The 16,595-nt window shown below is 71.1% G+C and carries 14 protein-coding genes; 4 read left to right on the forward strand and 10 right to left on the reverse strand.

The genetic code is table 11. The features are described 5' to 3' along the window. Positions 1–4 precede the first annotated feature (4 nt). The 10 genes from ACZ3I3_RS39125 to ACZ3I3_RS39170 all read right to left on the reverse strand — a co-directional run bounded on the left by ACZ3I3_RS39125 (position 5) and on the right by ACZ3I3_RS39170 (position 10,770). Entirely contained in the window at positions 5–1,003 is a 999-nt protein-coding gene (locus ACZ3I3_RS39125) for a sugar phosphate isomerase/epimerase family protein (protein WP_467372546.1), read from the reverse strand. 14 nt (positions 1,004–1,017) lie between these two features. Beyond that, the gene (locus ACZ3I3_RS39130) at positions 1,018–2,229 is read right to left on the reverse strand and encodes a Gfo/Idh/MocA family protein (RefSeq protein WP_467372547.1); all 1,212 of its coding nucleotides are present in this window, start codon (positions 2,227–2,229) and stop codon (positions 1,018–1,020) included. Between the two features lie 59 nt (positions 2,230–2,288). Continuing rightward, positions 2,289–3,335 carry a substrate-binding domain-containing protein gene (locus ACZ3I3_RS39135; protein ID WP_086846121.1) on the reverse strand — a complete coding sequence of 349 codons (1,047 nt, stop codon included), beginning with the start codon at positions 3,333–3,335 and terminating at the stop codon, positions 2,289–2,291. Positions 3,336–3,352: 17 nt separating this feature from the next. Beyond that, positions 3,353–4,372, reverse strand: a complete 1,020-nt coding sequence (locus ACZ3I3_RS39140; RefSeq protein ID WP_467372548.1) for an ABC transporter permease — start codon at positions 4,370–4,372, stop codon at positions 3,353–3,355. Continuing rightward, on the reverse strand, positions 4,369–5,886 hold the full coding sequence (locus ACZ3I3_RS39145; protein ID WP_467372550.1) for a sugar ABC transporter ATP-binding protein: 1,518 nt from the start codon (positions 5,884–5,886) through the stop codon (positions 4,369–4,371). Before ACZ3I3_RS39145 ends, ACZ3I3_RS39140 begins: the two co-directional genes overlap by 4 nt. Before the next feature lie 121 nt (positions 5,887–6,007). After that, positions 6,008–7,189, reverse strand: coding sequence for an ROK family transcriptional regulator (locus tag ACZ3I3_RS39150; protein ID WP_020276535.1), 1,182 nt, complete (start codon positions 7,187–7,189; stop codon positions 6,008–6,010). A gap of 200 nt (positions 7,190–7,389) precedes the next feature. Then, complete coding sequence (locus ACZ3I3_RS39155) at positions 7,390–8,067, reverse strand: GntR family transcriptional regulator (protein WP_467372551.1); 678 nt, start codon at positions 8,065–8,067, stop codon at positions 7,390–7,392. A gap of 160 nt (positions 8,068–8,227) precedes the next feature. Beyond that, positions 8,228–9,166 carry a beta-ketoacyl-ACP synthase III gene (locus tag ACZ3I3_RS39160; protein WP_467372552.1) on the reverse strand — a complete coding sequence of 313 codons (939 nt, stop codon included), beginning with the start codon at positions 9,164–9,166 and terminating at the stop codon, positions 8,228–8,230. Between the two features lie 160 nt (positions 9,167–9,326). After that, positions 9,327–9,467 carry an MFS transporter small subunit gene (locus tag ACZ3I3_RS39165; protein WP_020276538.1) on the reverse strand — a complete coding sequence of 47 codons (141 nt, stop codon included), beginning with the start codon at positions 9,465–9,467 and terminating at the stop codon, positions 9,327–9,329. After that, a complete protein-coding gene (locus ACZ3I3_RS39170; protein WP_467372553.1) occupies positions 9,436–10,770 on the reverse strand; it encodes an OFA family MFS transporter in 1,335 nt (444 codons plus the stop codon). Before ACZ3I3_RS39170 ends, ACZ3I3_RS39165 begins: the two co-directional genes overlap by 32 nt. A 242-nt stretch (positions 10,771–11,012) precedes the next feature. Here ACZ3I3_RS39170 and ACZ3I3_RS39175 point away from each other — a divergent pair, with 242 nt between their 5' ends. Genes ACZ3I3_RS39175 through ACZ3I3_RS39190 form a run of 4 tightly spaced genes read left to right on the forward strand, consistent with a single transcriptional unit; the run spans position 11,013 to position 16,593 of the window. Continuing rightward, complete coding sequence (locus ACZ3I3_RS39175; RefSeq protein WP_467372554.1) at positions 11,013–11,984, forward strand: 2-dehydropantoate 2-reductase; 972 nt, start codon at positions 11,013–11,015, stop codon at positions 11,982–11,984. After that, positions 11,981–13,906: a molybdopterin oxidoreductase family protein gene (locus tag ACZ3I3_RS39180; protein ID WP_467372555.1), complete on the forward strand. Its 1,926-nt coding sequence runs from the start codon at positions 11,981–11,983 to the stop codon at positions 13,904–13,906. The genes ACZ3I3_RS39175 and ACZ3I3_RS39180 overlap by 4 nt, the downstream gene beginning before the upstream one ends. A 6-nt stretch (positions 13,907–13,912) precedes the next feature. Then, the gene (locus ACZ3I3_RS39185) at positions 13,913–15,736 is read left to right on the forward strand and encodes an NAD(P)H-dependent oxidoreductase subunit E (RefSeq protein WP_467372556.1); all 1,824 of its coding nucleotides are present in this window, start codon (positions 13,913–13,915) and stop codon (positions 15,734–15,736) included. Continuing rightward, a complete protein-coding gene (locus ACZ3I3_RS39190) occupies positions 15,733–16,593 on the forward strand; it encodes a 2Fe-2S iron-sulfur cluster-binding protein (protein ID WP_279541189.1) in 861 nt (286 codons plus the stop codon). Before ACZ3I3_RS39185 ends, ACZ3I3_RS39190 begins: the two co-directional genes overlap by 4 nt. The last annotated feature ends 2 nt before the right edge of the window (positions 16,594–16,595 follow it).

A 16,595-nucleotide genomic window follows, 5' to 3' on the forward strand; every position in this document is an offset into this window, starting at 1 on the left:
TGGTTCAGCTGTTGAACGCGGCGTCGAAGGACGCGCTGGGCGGCTCGAAGTCGAACGCCTTGAGGCGGGTCAGGGCCTCGGGGGCGCCCTGCAGCCGGTCCATGCCGGCGTCCTCCCACTCGACCGAGATCGGGCCCTGGTAGCCGATGGAGCGCAGCATCCGGAAGACGTCCTCCCACGGGACGTCACCGTGCCCGGCGGACACGAAGTCCCAGCCGCGCCTGGGGTCGCCCCAGGGCAGGTGGGAGCCGAGCCGGCCGTTGCGTCCGTCGAGGCGCTTGCGGGCCTCCTTGCAGTCGACGTGGTAGATGCGGTCGCGGAAGTCCCAGAGGAAGCCGACCGGGTCGAGGTCCTGCCACACGAAGTGCGAAGGGTCGAAGTTCAGGCCGAACGCGGGGCGGTTGTCGACGGCCTCCAGGGCCCGCTGCGTGGTCCAGTAGTCGTAGGCGATCTCGCTGGGGTGGACCTCGTGCGCGAACCGCACGCCCTCCGCGTCGAAGACGTCCAGGATCGGGTTCCAGCGGTCGGCGAAGTCCTGGTAGCCCCGCTCGATCATCGCGTCGGGGGCGGGCGGGAACATGGCGACCAGGTGCCAGATGGCGGAGCCGGTGAAGCCGATGACGGTGTCGACGCCGAAGGCGGCCGCGGCGCGCGCGGTGTCCCTCATGCGGTCCGCGGCCCGCTGCCGGACCCCTTCCGGGTCGCCGTCGCCCCAGACCTCTCCCGGCAGGATCGCCTGGTGGCGTTCGTCGATGATGGCGTCGCAGACGGCCTGTCCGACCAGGTGGTTGGAGATGGCCCAGCACTTGAGGCCGTACTTGTCGAGCAAGGCCCGGCGGCCGTCGAGGTACCCGGGGTCGGAGAGTGCCTTGTCGACTTCGAAGTGGTCGCCCCAGCAGGCCAGTTCGAGCCCGTCGTAGCCGAAGTCGCGGGCGAGCCGGCAGACCTCCTCCAGCGGCAGGTCGGCCCACTGGCCGGTGAACAGCGTGAATGTGCGCGGCATGCGCGTCAGCCTCCTCAGACCGCGATCGGCGTGTAGACGGAGTTCTTCTCGGCGCTCTCCTCCACGGCCGCGAGCACGCGCTGCACCTGGAGCCCGTCGGCGAAGGACGGTTCGGGGCGGCGGCCCTCGGCGATGGCGTGGACGAGGTCGCGGGCCTGGTGGACGAAGGTGTGCTCGTAGCCGAGGCCGTGGCCCGGCGGCCACCAGGCGTCCAGGTAGGGGTGGTCGGGTTCGGTGACGAGGATGCGGCGGAAGCCGGCCTCCGCCCCGGGTTCGGTGCCGTCGTGGAAGGACAGCTCGTTGAGCCGTTCCAGGTCGAAGGCGAGCGAGCCGCGCTCCCCGTTGAGTTCGATGCGCAGGGCGTTCTTGCGGCCGGTGGCGTAGCGGGTGGCCTCGAAGGAGGCGAGGGCGCCGGAGGGGAAGCGGGCCGTGAACAGGGCGGCGTCGTCCACGGTGACCTCACCCGTGCCGGCGGACGAGACGGAGGACAGACCGCTGGTGGCGCCGGTGGGCAGGGGCCGCTGCCGTACGAAGGTCTCCGTCAGCGCGGAGACGCCCGCCAGCCGCTCCCCCACCAGGTACTGCGCGAGGTCGATGATGTGCGCGCCGAGGTCGCCGAGCGAGCCGGAGCCGGCCTGTTCCTTGCGCAGCCGCCAGGTCAGCGGGAACTGCGGGTCGACCAGCCAGTCCTGGAGGTACGTCACGCGCACGTGCCGCAGTGCGCCGAGGCGGCCCTCGGCGACCATGCGGCGGGCCTGGGCGGTGGCCGGGACCCGGCGGTAGTTGAAGCCGACCATCGCCACCTGCCCGCGCCGGTGGGCCTCTTCGGCGGCCCGCACCATCGTGGTGGCTTCCTCGACGGTGTTGGCCAGCGGCTTCTCGCACAGGACGTGCTTGCCGGCCGCGAGGGCGGCCAGCGCGATCTCGGCGTGGCTGTCGCCGGGGGTGCAGATGTCGACGAGGTCGATGTCGTCGCGTGCGACGAGGGCGCGCCAGTCGGTTTCGGTGGACGCCCAGCCGTGGCGGTCGGCCGCCGCTCGCACGGCGGTGGCGTCCCGGCCGCAGATCGCGGTCTGCACGGGGTTCAGCGGCAGGTCGAAGACACGGCCCGCGGTGCGCCAGCCCTGGGAGTGGGCGGCGCCCATGAAGGCGTAGCCGACCATTCCCACGCGCAGGGGTGGCTTGCCTGCCTCGGTCCCATCTGACTGCTGCTGCGGCTGTCCCATACGGGTGTCCTCCTCGTCCTGGTCGGGGTGGCGCACGTGGGGGGTGCGGGCGGAACCGGTCACCGGAAGCCGGTGGGCATGTACTGGTCGACGTTGGTCTTGTCGACGACGGCCGAATAGAGGGTGATCGACGCGGGGATCTCGAACTCGGCCATGCCGCCGATGCCCTTGCCCTGGCCGAGGGCGCGGGCGAGGTCGATCGCGGAGGCGGCCATGGTCGGCGGGTAGAGGACGGTCGCCTTCAGCACGCCGTTGTCCTGCTTGATGGCCTGGAAGGCGGACAGGGCGCCCGCGCCGCCGACCATCAGGAAGTCGTCGCGCCCGGCCTGCTCGATGGCGCGCAGTGCGCCCACGCCCTGGTCGTCGTCGTGGTTCCACAGGGCGTCGAACTTCGACTGGGCCTGGAGCAGCTGGGCCATCTTGGCCTGCCCGGACTCGACGGTGAACTCGGCGGCCTGCCGGGCGACCTTCTTGATGTTGGGGTAGTTCTTCAGGGCGTCGTCGAAGCCCTGGGTGCGCTGCTTGGTCAGCTCCAGGTTGTCCAGACCGGCCAGCTCGATGACGCGGGCGCCCGACTTGCCCTTGAGCTTCTCGCCGATGTAGTGCCCGGCGTTGAGGCCCATGCCGTAGTTGTCGCCGCCGATCCAGCAGCGGTAGGCCTGCGGGGTGTTGAAGATCCGGTCGAGGTTGACGACCGGGATGCCCGCGCGCATCGCCTTCAGCCCGACCTGGGTGAGGGCCTTGCCGTCGGCGGGGAGCACGACCAGGACGTCGACCTTCTTGTTGATGAGGGTCTCGATCTGGCCGATCTGCTGGGCGGTGTCGTTGGAGCCCTCGGTGATCTCCAGGGTGACGTCGGAGTACTTCTCGGCCCGCTTCTTGGCGTTGTCGTTGATGGCGTTGAGCCAGCCGTGGTCGGCCTGCGGTCCGGCGAAGCCGATGGTGACCTGCTTGCCGGGCTTGTCGTCGGCGGCCGGCTGGTTGTCTCCCGCCGGCTCGTCCTTCGATTCGGACGGCTCGTTGCTCGTGCACCCCGTGAGGAGGGCACCGGCGGAGACGGCGGCGGCTCCGAAGAGCAGTCCTCTGCGGCTCGTGATCTCGGTCATGGCGGTGAACCCTTTCCTCAGGTCGTGCTCGCGGTACGGCGCTGGACCAGCACGGCGGCGACGATGATCGCGCCCTTGGCGATCTGCTGGACGTCGCTCTGCAGGTTGTTCAGGGCGAAGATGTTGGTGATCGTGAAGAAGATCAGGACGCCGAGGACGGAGCCGGTGATGGTGCCGCGGCCGCCGGTGAGCAGGGTGCCGCCGATGATCGCGGCGGCGATGGCGTCGAGTTCGTAGAGGTTGCCGTTGGTGTTCTGTCCGGAGCCGGACAGGACGATCAGCAGGAAGGCGGCGATGCCGCAGCACAGCCCGGACAGCAGGTAGAGGTAGAGCCGCTGGCGGCGGACGTCGATGCCGGCGAGCCGGGCGGCCTCCGGGTTGCCGCCGACGGCGACGGTGCGGCGGCCGAAGGTGGTGCGGTTGAGCACCAGCCAGCCGATGACGGTCACGACCGCGAAGACCAGGACCAGGGGCGGGATGCCGAGGACGTAGGCGTCGCGTTCGCCCAGGTCGAGGACGGAGGGCACCGTCACGATCTGGGTCTTGCCGTCGGTGATCTGCAGGGCGAGGCCGCGGGCGGAGGCCAGCATGGCGAGGGTGGCGATGAACGGCACCATCGCGCCGTAGGCGATGAGCACCCCGTTGACCAGGCCGCAGCCGACTCCGACGACGACCGCCGTGAAGAGGATGCCGGCGAAGCCGTACTCCTGGGTGGCCACCGTGGTCGCCCATACGGAGGCGAGGGCGACGATCGCACCGACCGACAGGTCGATGCCGCCGGAGATGATGACGAAGGTCATGCCGACGGTGACGACGCCGACCACGGAGGCCTGGGTGAGGACCAGTTGCAGGTTGCGGGTGTCGAGGAACTCGTCGGGCTTGGTGATGCCGCCGACGAGGATCAGCACGGCGAGCACGCCGAGCAGGGAGAGGGTGCGGACGTCGGTGCGGGCCAGCAGGCCGCGCCAGGCCGTGGGCCGGTCCTGGGGCACCTTGTCGGTGATGCTGTCCCGCGGCGGGGAGACGGGCTGCGTCATGACGCCGGACTTCCTTCCATGACCAGGTCGAGTACGCGGTGTTCGTCGAGTTCGCGCGCGGGTGCCGTGTGGACGACACGGCCCTCGCGCAGCACCAGGACGCGGTCGGCGAGGCCGAGCACCTCGGGCACCTCGCTGGAGACCAGCAGCACGGCGAGGCCTTCGTCGGCCAGCCGGCGGACGACCGCGTAGAGCTCGGCGCGGGCGCCGACGTCGACGCCGCGGGTGGGTTCGTCGAGCAGCAGCACCTTGCAGCCGCGCAGCAGCCAGCGGGCCAGGACGGCTTTCTGCTGGTTGCCGCCGGACAGGGTGCGCACCGGCACGGACGGGTTGTCGGGCCTGAGCGACAGTTCGCGGGTCGCGGCCCGGGCGGCGCCGAGTTCGGCGCCCCGGTCGATCCAGCCGCCGCGCGAGAAGCGGGACATGGAGGAGACCGACACGTTGCGGGTGACGGACTCCAGCATCAGCAGGGCCTGCGCCTTGCGTTCCTCGGGGGCGAGCCCGAGTCCGGCCCGGACGGCGGCCCGGACGCTGCCCGGCTTCAGCGTCTTGCCGTCGACCAGCACCTGACCGGTCGTCGGTTTCCTGGCGCCGTAGACGGTCTCCAGGATCTCGGAGCGGCCCGAGCCGACGAGTCCGGCCAGGCCCACGATCTCGCCCGGCCGTACCTCCAGGTCGAGGGGCTCGAACTCCCCTATTCGCGACAGCCCTTGGACCTTCAGCACGGGTTCGCCGCGCGGCGGGGAGTCGGGCCGGTCGGGGAAGACGTACTCGACGTTGCGGCCCGTCATCAGCGCGACGACCTCACGGGTCGGGGTCGTCTTCGCCGGCAGTCCGTTCGCCACGGCCCGCCCGTCCTTGAGCACGGTCACCCGGTCGCCGATGCGCCGGATCTCCTCCAGGCGGTGCGAGATGTAGACGACGGCGACACCGGCGGCGGTGAGGGCGCCGACGATGCGGAAGAGGTTGTCGACCTCGTCGGGGTCGAGGGCGGCGGACGGCTCGTCCATCACGATGAGCCGCACGTCGTGGGAGAGCGCCCGGGCCATGGACACGATCTGCTGCTGCGCCGCGGACAGCTCCCCGATGATCCGGGCGGGATCGATCTCCGGGTGTCCAAGTCTCTTGAGCAGAGCGGCTGTCGACTCCTTCGCGGCCTTGCCCCGGACGACGAACCCGGCGGTGGTCGGCTCGTGGCCCAGGTGGACGTTTTCGGCGACCGAGAGGTGCTCCACCAGGTCGAGTTCCTGGTAGATGGTGGCGATGCCGAGCCGCATGGCGGCGATCGGCGAGCGGAGTGTGACCTGCTCGCCGCGCCAGCGGATCTCGCCGGTGTCGGGCTGGTGGGCGCCGGCCAGGACCTTGATGAGGGTCGACTTCCCGGCGCCGTTCTGGCCGAGCAGGCAGTGCACCTCGCCGGCCTGGACGTCGAGGTCGACGCCGTCGAGGGCCCGGACTCCGGGGAACGACTTGGTGATTCCGGACATGCTGAGCAGCGGTGGTTCTGGTGCCATGCGAATTCCCCTTGGCGGGCGTGCGGGCCGGTTGCAGGGCAGGGCAAAGCAGAGCGCGGTGCTGGTAGGCGGTACTGAACCGAGTGCTTACGCGGGTGAGAAGCCGTACTGAACCGAGTGCCTACGCGGGTGAGAACAGGTGATCGCTGATGAGCCGGGCCGCGCCGGTGACTCCGGCGGCCGGCCCCAACTCGCCCAGGACGATGGGCAGGTTGCCGGTCGCCAGCGGCAGCGACTGGCGGTAGACCTGGGTGCGGATCGCGGCGAGCAGGGTGTGGCCGAGGCCGGTCACCCCGCCGCCGATCACCACCAGGCCCGGGTTGAAGAAGCTGACCAGGCCGGCGATGACCTGGCCGGTGCGGTTGCCGCCCTCACGGATCAGGTCGAGTGCGGTGGCGTCTCCGGCGGCGGCCGCGGCGGCGACGTCGACGGCGGTGAGCCCGCCGCCTGTCTCCAGCCGCGAGGCCAGTTCGGCGGAGAGCCCCTGCTGGGCGGCCTCCGTGGCGTCACGGGCGAGGGCCGCCCCGCTGAAGTGGGCCTCCAGGCAGCCCCGGTTGCCGCAGGCGCAGGGCCGGCCGTCGGGCACGGCCTGGATGTGCCCGATGTCGCCGGCGCTGCCCGTCGTACCGCGGTAGACCTCGCCGCCGACGACGATGCCGCAGCCGATGCCCGTGCCGATCTTGACGCAGAGGAAGTCGGCGACGGTGCGGGCGACGCCCGCGTGCTGCTCCCCCATCGCCATGAGGTTCACGTCGTTGTCGACCATGACCGGGCAGCCGAGTTCCTGGCTGAGCGCCTCCCGCACGGGGAAGCCGTCCCAGCCGGGCATGATCGGCGGGGCCACCGGGATGCCCTCGGGGAAGCGGACCGGGCCCGGGACGCCGATGCCGGCGCCGTCGAACCCCTCCGCGAGCCCCGAGGCCTTCAACTTGGCGGCCATGGCCAGGACTTGCTCGAAGACCGCGACCGGGCCCTCGCGCACGTCCATGGGGTGGTTGATGTGCCCGAGCGTCTCCAGTTCGGCGTTGGTGACGGCGACGTCGACCGAGGTCGCGCCGATGTCGACGCCGAGGAAGCGCAGCCCGGGGTTGAGCCGGATGTTGTGGGAGCGGCGGCCGCCGCGCGAGGCGGCGAGTCCGTCGGCCACGACCAGGCCCGTCTCCAGCAGCCGGTCCACCTCCACGGCGAGCTTGGACCGCGAGAGGTCGACCTGGTCGCCCAGCTGGGCACGGGAGTTGGGGCCGCCGTCGCGCAGCAGCTTGAGCAGTCGGGCCTGGTGGGCGTTTCCGGGTCGTGCGGTCATACGTCTCACGAGCCCCTCCCCGCCTCAATCGGCCTGTGCGCGCCGGTTTTCCGCCACATCAGTGGCTTGCTTTCGGAGGGAACGTAGCAGCGGCTGCCGGAGGTGGGAAGAAGTCGCGCAGGAATTGCCCTCTACTTTTTCCACTCACAGGACAAAGGCGAGGGATGCGAGCTCAGACGGGGCGGGCCGCCGACTGAGGCCTACGAGCGCTCCCGCGCGTGGTACGAGCGCCTCGTGTGCTCGGTGTGTTCGCGCATCAGGTGGGTGGCCCGCTGCTCGTCGCGGTCGGTGATCGCGGCGATGAGTGCGCGGTGCTCGATCCAGGACTGGTGGCCCCGCTGGCGGGCGACCGGCGTGTAGTACCAGCGGACGCGGCGGTCGACCTGGGCGGCCAGTTCGGCGAGGACGGCGTTTCCGGCGAGCTCCATGATCTTCGCGTGGAAGCGGGCGTTCATGGCGACGGCGCCGTCCACGTCGTCCGCCTCGACGGCCTTCTCGCCCTCGGCGCACAGCGCTTCCAGCGCGGCGATGCCGGCGCTGTCCGCGCTCGCCGCGGCGAGCCGGGCCGCCTCGGCCTCCAGGAGCGTACGGACCGTGAGGAGCTGGTCGGCCTCCTCCTCCGTCGGCTCGTGGACGAACGCGCCCTGGGCGGGCCGCAGATCGACCCACCCCTCGGTGTTGAGCCGCTGCAACGCCTCGCGCACCGGCTGCCGGGAGACCCCCAGATGCCCGGCGAGTTCGCTCTCCACGAGGTGCTGGCCGGGCTGGAGGGCACGGGTGGTGATGAGTTCGAGCAGCGCCTCGTAGACACGGTCGCGCAGCGGACCCGGGCGTTCCAGCTTGGGTACCGCCCCTTGGGGCAGGCCTGTCGACAGCATCGCGGTCCCCCTCCTCGGCAGGGCCGTGCACAGCGCGGCGGAAGCCGGTGTAGCCGTGGCGTCAGTATTGATTGTCTTTCGTCTACAGTCTACGGCGCACAACAGCCAGGGTTACGGACAGTTGACCGCGTCACGCCGCGGCGCGGGCTCAGACGCGGCCTCAGGGACAGCGGACGACCTGCCCGGCGTACGACAGATTCCCGCCGAAGCCGAACAGCAGGACCGGGTCGCCCGTGGCGATCGCACCCTGTTCGACCAGCTTGGACAGGGCGAGCGGGATGCTCGCGGCCGACGTGTTGCCGGACTCCGTGACGTCTCGTGCGACGACCGCGTTCACGGCGCCGATCTTCTCCGCGAGGGGTTCGATGATGCGCAGATTGGCCTGATGCAGTACGACCGCCGCGAGGTCCGCCGGCTCCAGCCCGGCCCGCTCGCACGCCCGCCGCGCGATGGGCGGCAGTTGCGTCGTCGCCCAGCGGTAGACGCTCTGCCCCTCCTGCGCGAAACGCGGCGGCGTGCCCTCGATCCGCACGGCGTTGCCCATCTCGGGCACCGAACCCCACAGCACCGGCCCGATGGCGGACTCGTCCGCGGCCTCCACGACCGCGGCCCCGGCCCCGTCGCCGACGAGCACGCAGGTCGTGCGGTCGCTCCAGTCGGTCACCTCGGACATCTTGTCGGCCCCGATGACCAGGGCCCGGCTCGAGCCCCCGGCGCGGACGGCGTGGTCGGCGGTGGCCAGGGCATGGGTGAACCCGGCGCACACCACGTTGAGGTCCATCGTGGCGGCCTGCGGAACACCGAGGCGGTTGGCGACCCGGGCGGCCGTGTTGGGCGAGCGGTCGACGGCGGTGGAGGTGGCGACCAGCACCAGGTCGATGTCGGCGGGGGTCAGCCCGGCCGCCGCGAGGGCCTTGGCGGCGGCGTGGGCGGCCAGCTCGTCGACGGGTTCGTCGGGACCGGCGATGTGGCGGGTGCGGATGCCCACGCGGCTCCTGATCCACTCGTCACTGGTGTCGACCAGGCCCGCCAGGTCCTCGTTGGTGAGCACCTTGGCGGGCTGGTAGTGGCCGACGGCGGCGATGCGCGAGCCGATCATGTGGGCGGTCCCCCTCGTTGGAACTTGGGTAGCGGGATCCACCAGTCTGATCAGTGACTCACCGGTACGACGGCACGCAAGGCGACAGGAAACAGGTGCCCGCGTTGTCGGCTTCGGTCAGGACCTCGGACGACCGAGCACCTGTCACCTGGCCCGGCGCCTAGCCGGTGAACAGCTGGGTCGCCTTGCGCACCAGCTCGTACAGCCCGTAGGCGAGCGGCAGACCCACCCATACCCAGGCGAAGGCGATCAGCCACCGCCGGTCCGGGCTAGGCGGACTCTGACTGCTGTCGCTGGACATGCGCGGCCTCCTTCGGTGCCGGGATGTGATGGCGCGGGTGGACGGGCCGGACGAGTTCGTTGGCGACGAAGCCGGCGACGAGCAGCCCGATCATGATGACGAACGACATTCCGTACAGGGAAGCGCCGTGCCGGCCGGCCTCCTCCTGCCGGTCGGCGATCCAGTTCACGATCAGCGGTCCGAGCACCCCGGCCGTGGACCAGGCGGTGAGCAGCCGCCCGTGGATGGCACCGACCTGGTACGTGCCGAACAGGTCCTTCAGGTACGCCGGAACGGTCGCGAAGCCGCCGCCGTAGAAGGACAGGATCACCAGTGCGCACAGGACGAACAGCGGCTTGGAGGAGTCGCCGAACAGGGCGATCAGCGCGTACATCAGCGCGCCGACGCCCAGGTAGACGCGGTAGATGTTCTTGCGGCCGATCAGGTCGGACGTCGACGACCAGCCGATGCGTCCGGCCATGTTCGCCGCCGACAGCAGCGCGACGAAGCCCGCGGCGGCCGTCACGGACACGGGCGTGGAGGAGTCCGCGAAGAAGTCCGTGATCATCGGGGCGGCCTTCTCCAGGATGCCGATGCCCGCGGTCACGTTCATGCAGAGCACGATCCACAGGCACCAGAACTGCGGCGTGCGGATGGCTTGGTTCGCGGAGACCTGCGGGCCGGTGGGGGCCGGTCGCGCAGTTCCCCGCGCCCCTGGGGCACTGCTCGGAACCCGGACCAAAAGCACACCCAGCAGCATGAACACGGCGTACGACAGGCCGTGCACCAGGAAGGCCAGGGCGATCCCGGAGCTGTCGGCGCCGAACGACTCCAGCATCTGCGCGGACCACGGCGAGGCGATGAGCGCACCGCCGCCGAAGCCCATGATGGCGATGCCGGTGGCCATGCCGGGCCGGTCCGGGAACCACTTGATCAGGGTGGAGACGGGCGAGATGTAGCCGATGCCGAGGCCGATGCCGCCGACGAAGCCGTAGCCGAGGACGATCAGCCAGTACTGCTCCAGGGACGCGCCCAGCGCGGAGAGCAGGAAGCCGGACGAGAAGCAGACCAGGGCGACGGTCATCGCCCAGCGCGGGCCGTTGCGCTCGACGAGCGTGCCGCCGAACGCGGCGGACAGGCCCAGCATGACGATGCCCAGCTGGAAGGGCAGCGCGCTCTGCGTGCCGCTGAGGCCGAGCGCGGACTCCAGGGGCGGCTTGAACACGCTCCAGGCGTAGGCCTGGCCGATGGAGAGATGTACGGAGAGAGCGGCGGGCGGGACAAGCCAGCGGCTCCAGCCCGGGGGCGCGACTGGGGGACTCATGAACCCGGAACCGTAGGCATTCGCCGGGAAGTTGAGAAGGCGGCGCATCGAGTATGCGGTGAGCGGTATCCAGCATGCGCCGAACGGTCGTCGCACGGACCCTTGCTGACCCAACGTCCATACTGTAGACAATATTCCGTCGACACAAGCCGGACGGCAGTCATCGAACGGCAGTCACCCGACGGCAGCCACCCGACGGCAGTCACCTCCGCGGTATCCCTCAAACCGAACGGAGTGTTCCCGTGAAAGTCGCAGTTCTCGGCGCCGGTGCCATCGGCGCCTACGTCGGCGCCGCGCTCCACCGCGCGGGCGCCGAAGTGCATCTCATCGCCCGTGGACCGCATCTGGCGGCCATGAGGCAGCACGGAGTCCGAGTGCGCAGCCCGCGCGGCGACTTCACCGCGCACCCCCACGCGACCGACGACCCGGCCGAAGTCGGCCCGGCCGACTACGTCTTCCTCGGCCTGAAGGCCAACGCGTACGCGGCGTGCGGGCCGCTGATCGCACCGTTGCTGGGCGACGCGACGGCGGTCGTGGCCGCCCAGAACGGCATCCCCTGGTGGTACTTCCACCGGCACGGCGGCCCCTACGACGGCCAGCGCATCGAGAGCGTGGATCCGGACGGCGCGGTCAGTGCGGTGCTCGCGCCCGAACGGGCCGTCGGATGCGTCGTCTACGCGGCGACCGAGCTCGAAGGGCCGGGCGTCATACGGCACTTGGAGGGCACGCGGTTCTCGATCGGCGAGCCCGACCGGAGCGTGTCCACGCGGTGCGTGGCGTTCAGCGAGGCCATGCAGGCGGGCGGCCTGAAGTGCCCGGTCGAACCGGAGCTGCGGGGCGACATCTGGCTCAAGCTGCTCGGCAACATCTCCTTCAACCCGATCAGCGCGCTGGCCCGCGCGACCATGCGGCAGATGTGCCTGCACGGCGGCACCCGCAGGGTCATCGAGATCATGATGACCGAGACGCTCGCGGTCGCGAACGCCCTCGGCTGCGAGGTCGGCGTCTCCATCGAGCGCCGGCTCGCGGGCGCCGAGCGGGTCGGCGACCACCGGACCTCCACGCTCCAGGACCTGGAGCGCGGCAAACCGCTCGAACTCGACGTACTCCTCGCGGCGGTCGTCGAGTTGGCGGACATCACCGGCGTGGAGGTGCCCACCCTGCGCACCGTGCACGCCATCTCGGACCTGCTCGCGCTGAGGAGCGCCGCATGAGCAAACGCGACCGAACCCCGAAGACCTACACACGGCTCACCCACCCCCTGGTCAGGGACTCGCGCGACGAGCCCTTCCGCCGGGCCACCTGGGAGGAGGCCCTGGACCGGGCCGCCCGGGGACTGGCCCAGGGCCGCGGCGCGTTCGGCATGTTCTCCTGCGCCCGGGCCACGAACGAGATGAACTACGTCGCCCAGAAGTTCGCCCGGGTCGTCATGGGCACCAACAACGTCGACTCCTGCAACCGCACCTGCCACGCCCCGAGCGTGGCGGGCCTGTCGGCGGCGTTCGGCTCGGGCGGCGGGACGTCGTCGTACGAGGAGATCGAGCACACCGACGTCATCGTGATGTGGGGCTCCAACGCCCGCTTCGCGCACCCGATCTTCTTCCAGCACGTGCTGAAGGGGATCAGGAACGGCGCCCGGATGTACGCGGTCGATCCGCGCCGGACCTCGACCGCCGAGTGGGCGGAGAGCTGGCTGGGCCTCAACGTCGGCACCGACATCCCGATGGCGCACGCCATCGGCCGCGAGATCATCCACGCGGGCCTCGCCAACGAGGCGTTCATCGAGCGGGCGACCACCGGCTTCGAGGAGTACCGGGCACTGGTCGAGCCGTGGACGCTGTCGCTCGCCGAGAAGGTGACGGGCGTACCGGCCGCCGCCATCCGCGAGCTGGCGCACGCCTACGCCCGTGCCGAGCGCGCCCAGCTGTGCTGGACCCTCGGCATCACCGAGCACCACAACGGCACCGACAACGTCCGCGCCCTGATCAACCTGTCCCTGCTCACCGGCCACGTCGGCCGCTACGGCTCCGGCCTGCAACCCCTGCGCGGGCAGAACAACGTGCAGGGCGGCGGCGACATGGGCGCGATCCCCAACCGCCTGCCCGGCTTCCAGGACCTCCTCGACCCCGGCATCCGGCTGAAGTTCGAGTCGGCCTGGGACACCGTCATCCAGCCCCACTACGGCATGAACCTCACGGAGATGTTCGAGGCGATGGAGGACGGCGCCCTCAAGGCCGTCTACTGCATCGGCGAGAACCCCGCCCAGTCGGAGGCCGACAGCGAGCAGGCCGTACGGCGGCTCAACGCGCTCGACTTCCTCGTCGTGCAGGACATCTTCCTGACGAAGACGGCCGAGCTCGCGGACGTCGTCCTGCCCGCCACGGCCGGCTGGGCGGAGACCGACGGCACGACCACCAACAGCGAGCGGCGCGTGCAGCGCGTCCGCAAGGCCGTCACCCCGCCCGGCGAGGCCCGTGAGGACATCGACATCCTCTGCGACCTCGCGGCCCGCCTCGGCCACGACTGGAAGTACGCCGACGCCGAGACCGTGTGGAACGAGCTCCGTTCGGTCTCGCCCGACCACTACGGCATGACGTACGAGCGCCTGGAGGAGCACCAGGGCATCCAGTGGCCGTGCCCCAGCACCGACGGACTCGAACCGACCTACCTGCACGGCCGGTTGTGGGAGTCCGACCCCGCCGAGCGCGGTCCGCTCGCGCCCTTCGGGATCGTGCAGCACGACCCGCCCGTGGACCTCACCGACGAGGAGTACCCGATCCGGCTCACCACCGGGCGGCGCCTCGACTCGTACAACACCGGTGTGCAGAGCGGCGGTTACGCCTCGCCGCTGCGGCGCGGCGAGTACATCGAACTGAGCCCGGAGGACGCCGAGCGCTACGGAGTGGTGGTCGGCGAGCAGGTGCAGGTCACCTCGCGGCGCGGGTCGGTGACCGCGCCCGTGTGGGTGGACCCCGCGCTGCGGTCCGGACTCGCCTTCATGACCATGCACTTCCCCGACGAGGTGGACACCAACGCGCTGACGATCGAGGCGAACTGCCCGATCGCGGGGACGGCGGAGTTCAAGGCGTCGGCGATCCGGATCGAGAAGCTGCCCATCGCGACCATCGTGGGGTGAAGCACTGTGGACCTGCACTTCGGTGACAGCAAACCGACGGACGAGGAACGGGCGGCCGTCGACGCCCTGCTCGGGCCTCCGGAGTCCTCCTGGGAGGGCGCCGACCGCTCCGATGCCGATCTCAGGTGGGCTCGCGGCGGACGTGCGGCCCGGGACCGCCGCGACCTGCTGTTGCCGGGGCTGCACGCGATCAACGACCGGGTCGGCTGGATCAGCGACGGCGCCCTGGACTACCTGTGCCGGCGGCTGACGGTGCCGCCGGCGGAGGCGTACGGGGTCGCCACCTTCTACGCCATGTTCTCCGTCAAGCCGCGTCCGGCGACCGTGCTCCACGTCTGCACGGACCTGGCGTGCGCGGCGGCCGGGGCCCCGGAGTTGTGCGCGGGGGTCGAGGAGCGGCTGGGGCTCGGCAGTGGGGTCGTGGTCGAGCGCAGCCCCTGCCTGGGCCTGTGCGAACGCGCCCCGGCCGCGCTCGCGATCAGGGCCGGGGACCCGGTCCGTACGGCGGTCTCGGCGCCGGCGGCCGTGCACGACGCCGTCCTCGCCGCGAGCGCCCCCGATTCGGCGCCGGAGGAGCCGCCGGCCGCGCTCGCGGTGCCCCAGGCCGGGCAGGAGGACCTGATGCTGCTGCACCGGGTCGGCGTGGTCGACCCGGCGTCCCTGGACGACTACCGCGCCCACGGCGGCTACACGGCCCTGCGCCGGGCCTTCGAGCTGGGCCCCGCCGGGGTCATCCGCGAGGTCACCGACTCGGGCCTGGTCGGGCGGGGCGGCGCGGCCTTCCCGACGGGCCGCAAGTGGCAGGCGACGGCGTCCCAGCCGGACCATCCGCACTACCTCGTCTGCAACGCCGACGAGTCCGAGCCGGGCACGTTCAAGGACCGCGTGCTCATGGAGGCCGACCCGTACGCGCTGGTCGAGGCCATGACGATCGCCGCGTACGCGACGGGCGCCCACCAGGGCTACCTCTACCTGCGCGGCGAGTACCCCCGCGCCCTGCACCGCCTCGAACACGCGATCGCGCAGGCCCGCGCGCGCGGACTGCTCGGCGACGACGTCCTCGGCCAGGGCTACGCCTTCGACATCGAGATCCGGCGCGGTGCGGGCGCCTACATCTGCGGTGAGGAGACGGCCCTGTTCAACTCCATCGAGGGCTACCGGGGCGAGCCCCGCTCGAAGCCGCCGTTCCCCGTGGAGAAGGGCCTGTTCGGCAAGCCGACGGTCGAGAACAACGTCGAGACGCTGGTCAACGTGCTGCCGATCCTCACCATGGGCGCCCCGGCGTACGCGGCGATCGGCACGGGCCGGTCCACCGGGCCGAAGCTGTTCTGCGTGTCCGGGAGCGTGGAGCGGCCGGGCGTCTACGAGCTGCCGTTCGGCGCGACGCTGGGCGACCTGCTCACCCTCGCCGGGGTGCGGGACGGGCTGCGGGCGGTACTGCTCGGCGGGGCGGCGGGCGGTTTCGTACGGGCCGACGAGCTGGACGTCCCGCTCACCTTCGAAGGGACACGGGAGGCGGGCACGACGCTCGGCTCCGGGGTCGTGATGGCCTTCGACGACAGCGTGCCCCTGCCCCGGCTGCTGCTGCGCATCGCGGAGTTCTTCCGCGACGAGTCGTGCGGCCAGTGCGTGCCCTGCCGGGTCGGGACCGTGCGGCAGGAGGAGGCGCTGCACCGGATCGTGGAGCGCACGGGCGCCGCCGCGGCCGGGGACATCGCCCTGCTCAGGGAGGTCGGCCGCGCGATGCGGGACGCCTCGATCTGCGGTCTCGGGCAGACCGCCTGGAACGCCGTGGAATCCGCCATCGACCGTCTGGGGGCGTACGAATGACCGTCACACCGCTGGGGATCCCGCGCCGCGTGCTGGAGTTCACGATCGACGGCGAGGAGGCCAGGGTCCCCGAGGGCTCGACGATCCTCGACGCCTGCCGGGCGGCCGGGAAGGACATCCCGACCCTGTGCGAGGGCGACACCCTGCGCCCGAAGAACGCCTGCCGGGTCTGTGTCGTCGAGGTCGAGGGGGCCCGCACCCTCGTCCCGGCCTGCTCCCGCAAGGCCGAGCCGGGCATGGAGGTCCGCACCGACACCGAGCGGGCCCGGCACAGCCGCAAGGTCGTCCTCGAACTGCTCGCGTCCTCGGTCGACCTGTCGACGACACCACGGGTCGCCGAGTGGCTCAAGGAGTACGAGGCGAAGCCGGACCGCTTCGGCCCGGACGCGGCCCGGCTCAACGAGGAACCGAAGATCGACAACGACCTGTACGTGCGCGACTACGACAAGTGCATCCTCTGCTACAAGTGCGTCGACGCCTGCGGCGACCAGTGGCAGAACACCTTCGCGATCTCGGTCGCCGGGCGCGGCTTCGACGCGCGGATCGCCGTGGAGCACGACGCCCCGCTGACCGACTCGGCGTGCGTGTACTGCGGGAACTGCATCGAGGTGTGCCCGACGGGCGCGCTGTCCTTCAAGTCCGAGTTCGACATGCGCGCGGCGGGTACGTGGGACGAGTCGCGGCAGACGGAGACGACCACGGTGTGCGCGTACTGCGGAGTGGGCTGCAACCTGACGCTGCACGTGCAGGACAATGAGATCGTGAAGGTCACGTCACCGCACGACAACCCGGTGACCCACGGCAACCTCTGCATCAAGGGCCGCTTCGGCTACCAGCACGTACAGAACCGGGGCTGATC

Source organism: Streptomyces sp. NPDC016851 (genome assembly GCF_055562795.1).

Bases quoted from the DNA above. Each gene is read 5' to 3' on its own strand.
- ACZ3I3_RS39130 (WP_467372547.1), bottom strand. From the start codon at position 2,229: ATGGGACAGCCGCAGCAGCAGTCAGATGGGACCGAGGCAGGCAAGCCA.
- ACZ3I3_RS39145 (WP_467372550.1), bottom strand. From the start codon at position 5,886: ATGGCACCAGAACCACCGCTGCTCAGCATGTCCGGAATCACCAAGTCG.
- ACZ3I3_RS39135 (WP_086846121.1), bottom strand. From the start codon at position 3,335: ATGACCGAGATCACGAGCCGCAGAGGACTGCTCTTCGGAGCCGCCGCC.
- ACZ3I3_RS39190 (WP_279541189.1), top strand. From the start codon at position 15,733: ATGACCGTCACACCGCTGGGGATCCCGCGCCGCGTGCTGGAGTTCACG.
- ACZ3I3_RS39150 (WP_020276535.1), bottom strand. From the start codon at position 7,189: ATGACCGCACGACCCGGAAACGCCCACCAGGCCCGACTGCTCAAGCTG.
- ACZ3I3_RS39140 (WP_467372548.1), bottom strand. From the start codon at position 4,372: ATGACGCAGCCCGTCTCCCCGCCGCGGGACAGCATCACCGACAAGGTG.
- ACZ3I3_RS39155 (WP_467372551.1), bottom strand. From the start codon at position 8,067: ATGCTGTCGACAGGCCTGCCCCAAGGGGCGGTACCCAAGCTGGAACGC.
- ACZ3I3_RS39170 (WP_467372553.1), bottom strand. From the start codon at position 10,770: ATGAGTCCCCCAGTCGCGCCCCCGGGCTGGAGCCGCTGGCTTGTCCCG.
- ACZ3I3_RS39165 (WP_020276538.1), bottom strand. From the start codon at position 9,467: ATGTCCAGCGACAGCAGTCAGAGTCCGCCTAGCCCGGACCGGCGGTGG.
- ACZ3I3_RS39180 (WP_467372555.1), top strand. From the start codon at position 11,981: ATGAGCAAACGCGACCGAACCCCGAAGACCTACACACGGCTCACCCAC.
- ACZ3I3_RS39125 (WP_467372546.1), bottom strand. From the start codon at position 1,003: ATGCCGCGCACATTCACGCTGTTCACCGGCCAGTGGGCCGACCTGCCG.
- ACZ3I3_RS39160 (WP_467372552.1), bottom strand. From the start codon at position 9,166: ATGATCGGCTCGCGCATCGCCGCCGTCGGCCACTACCAGCCCGCCAAG.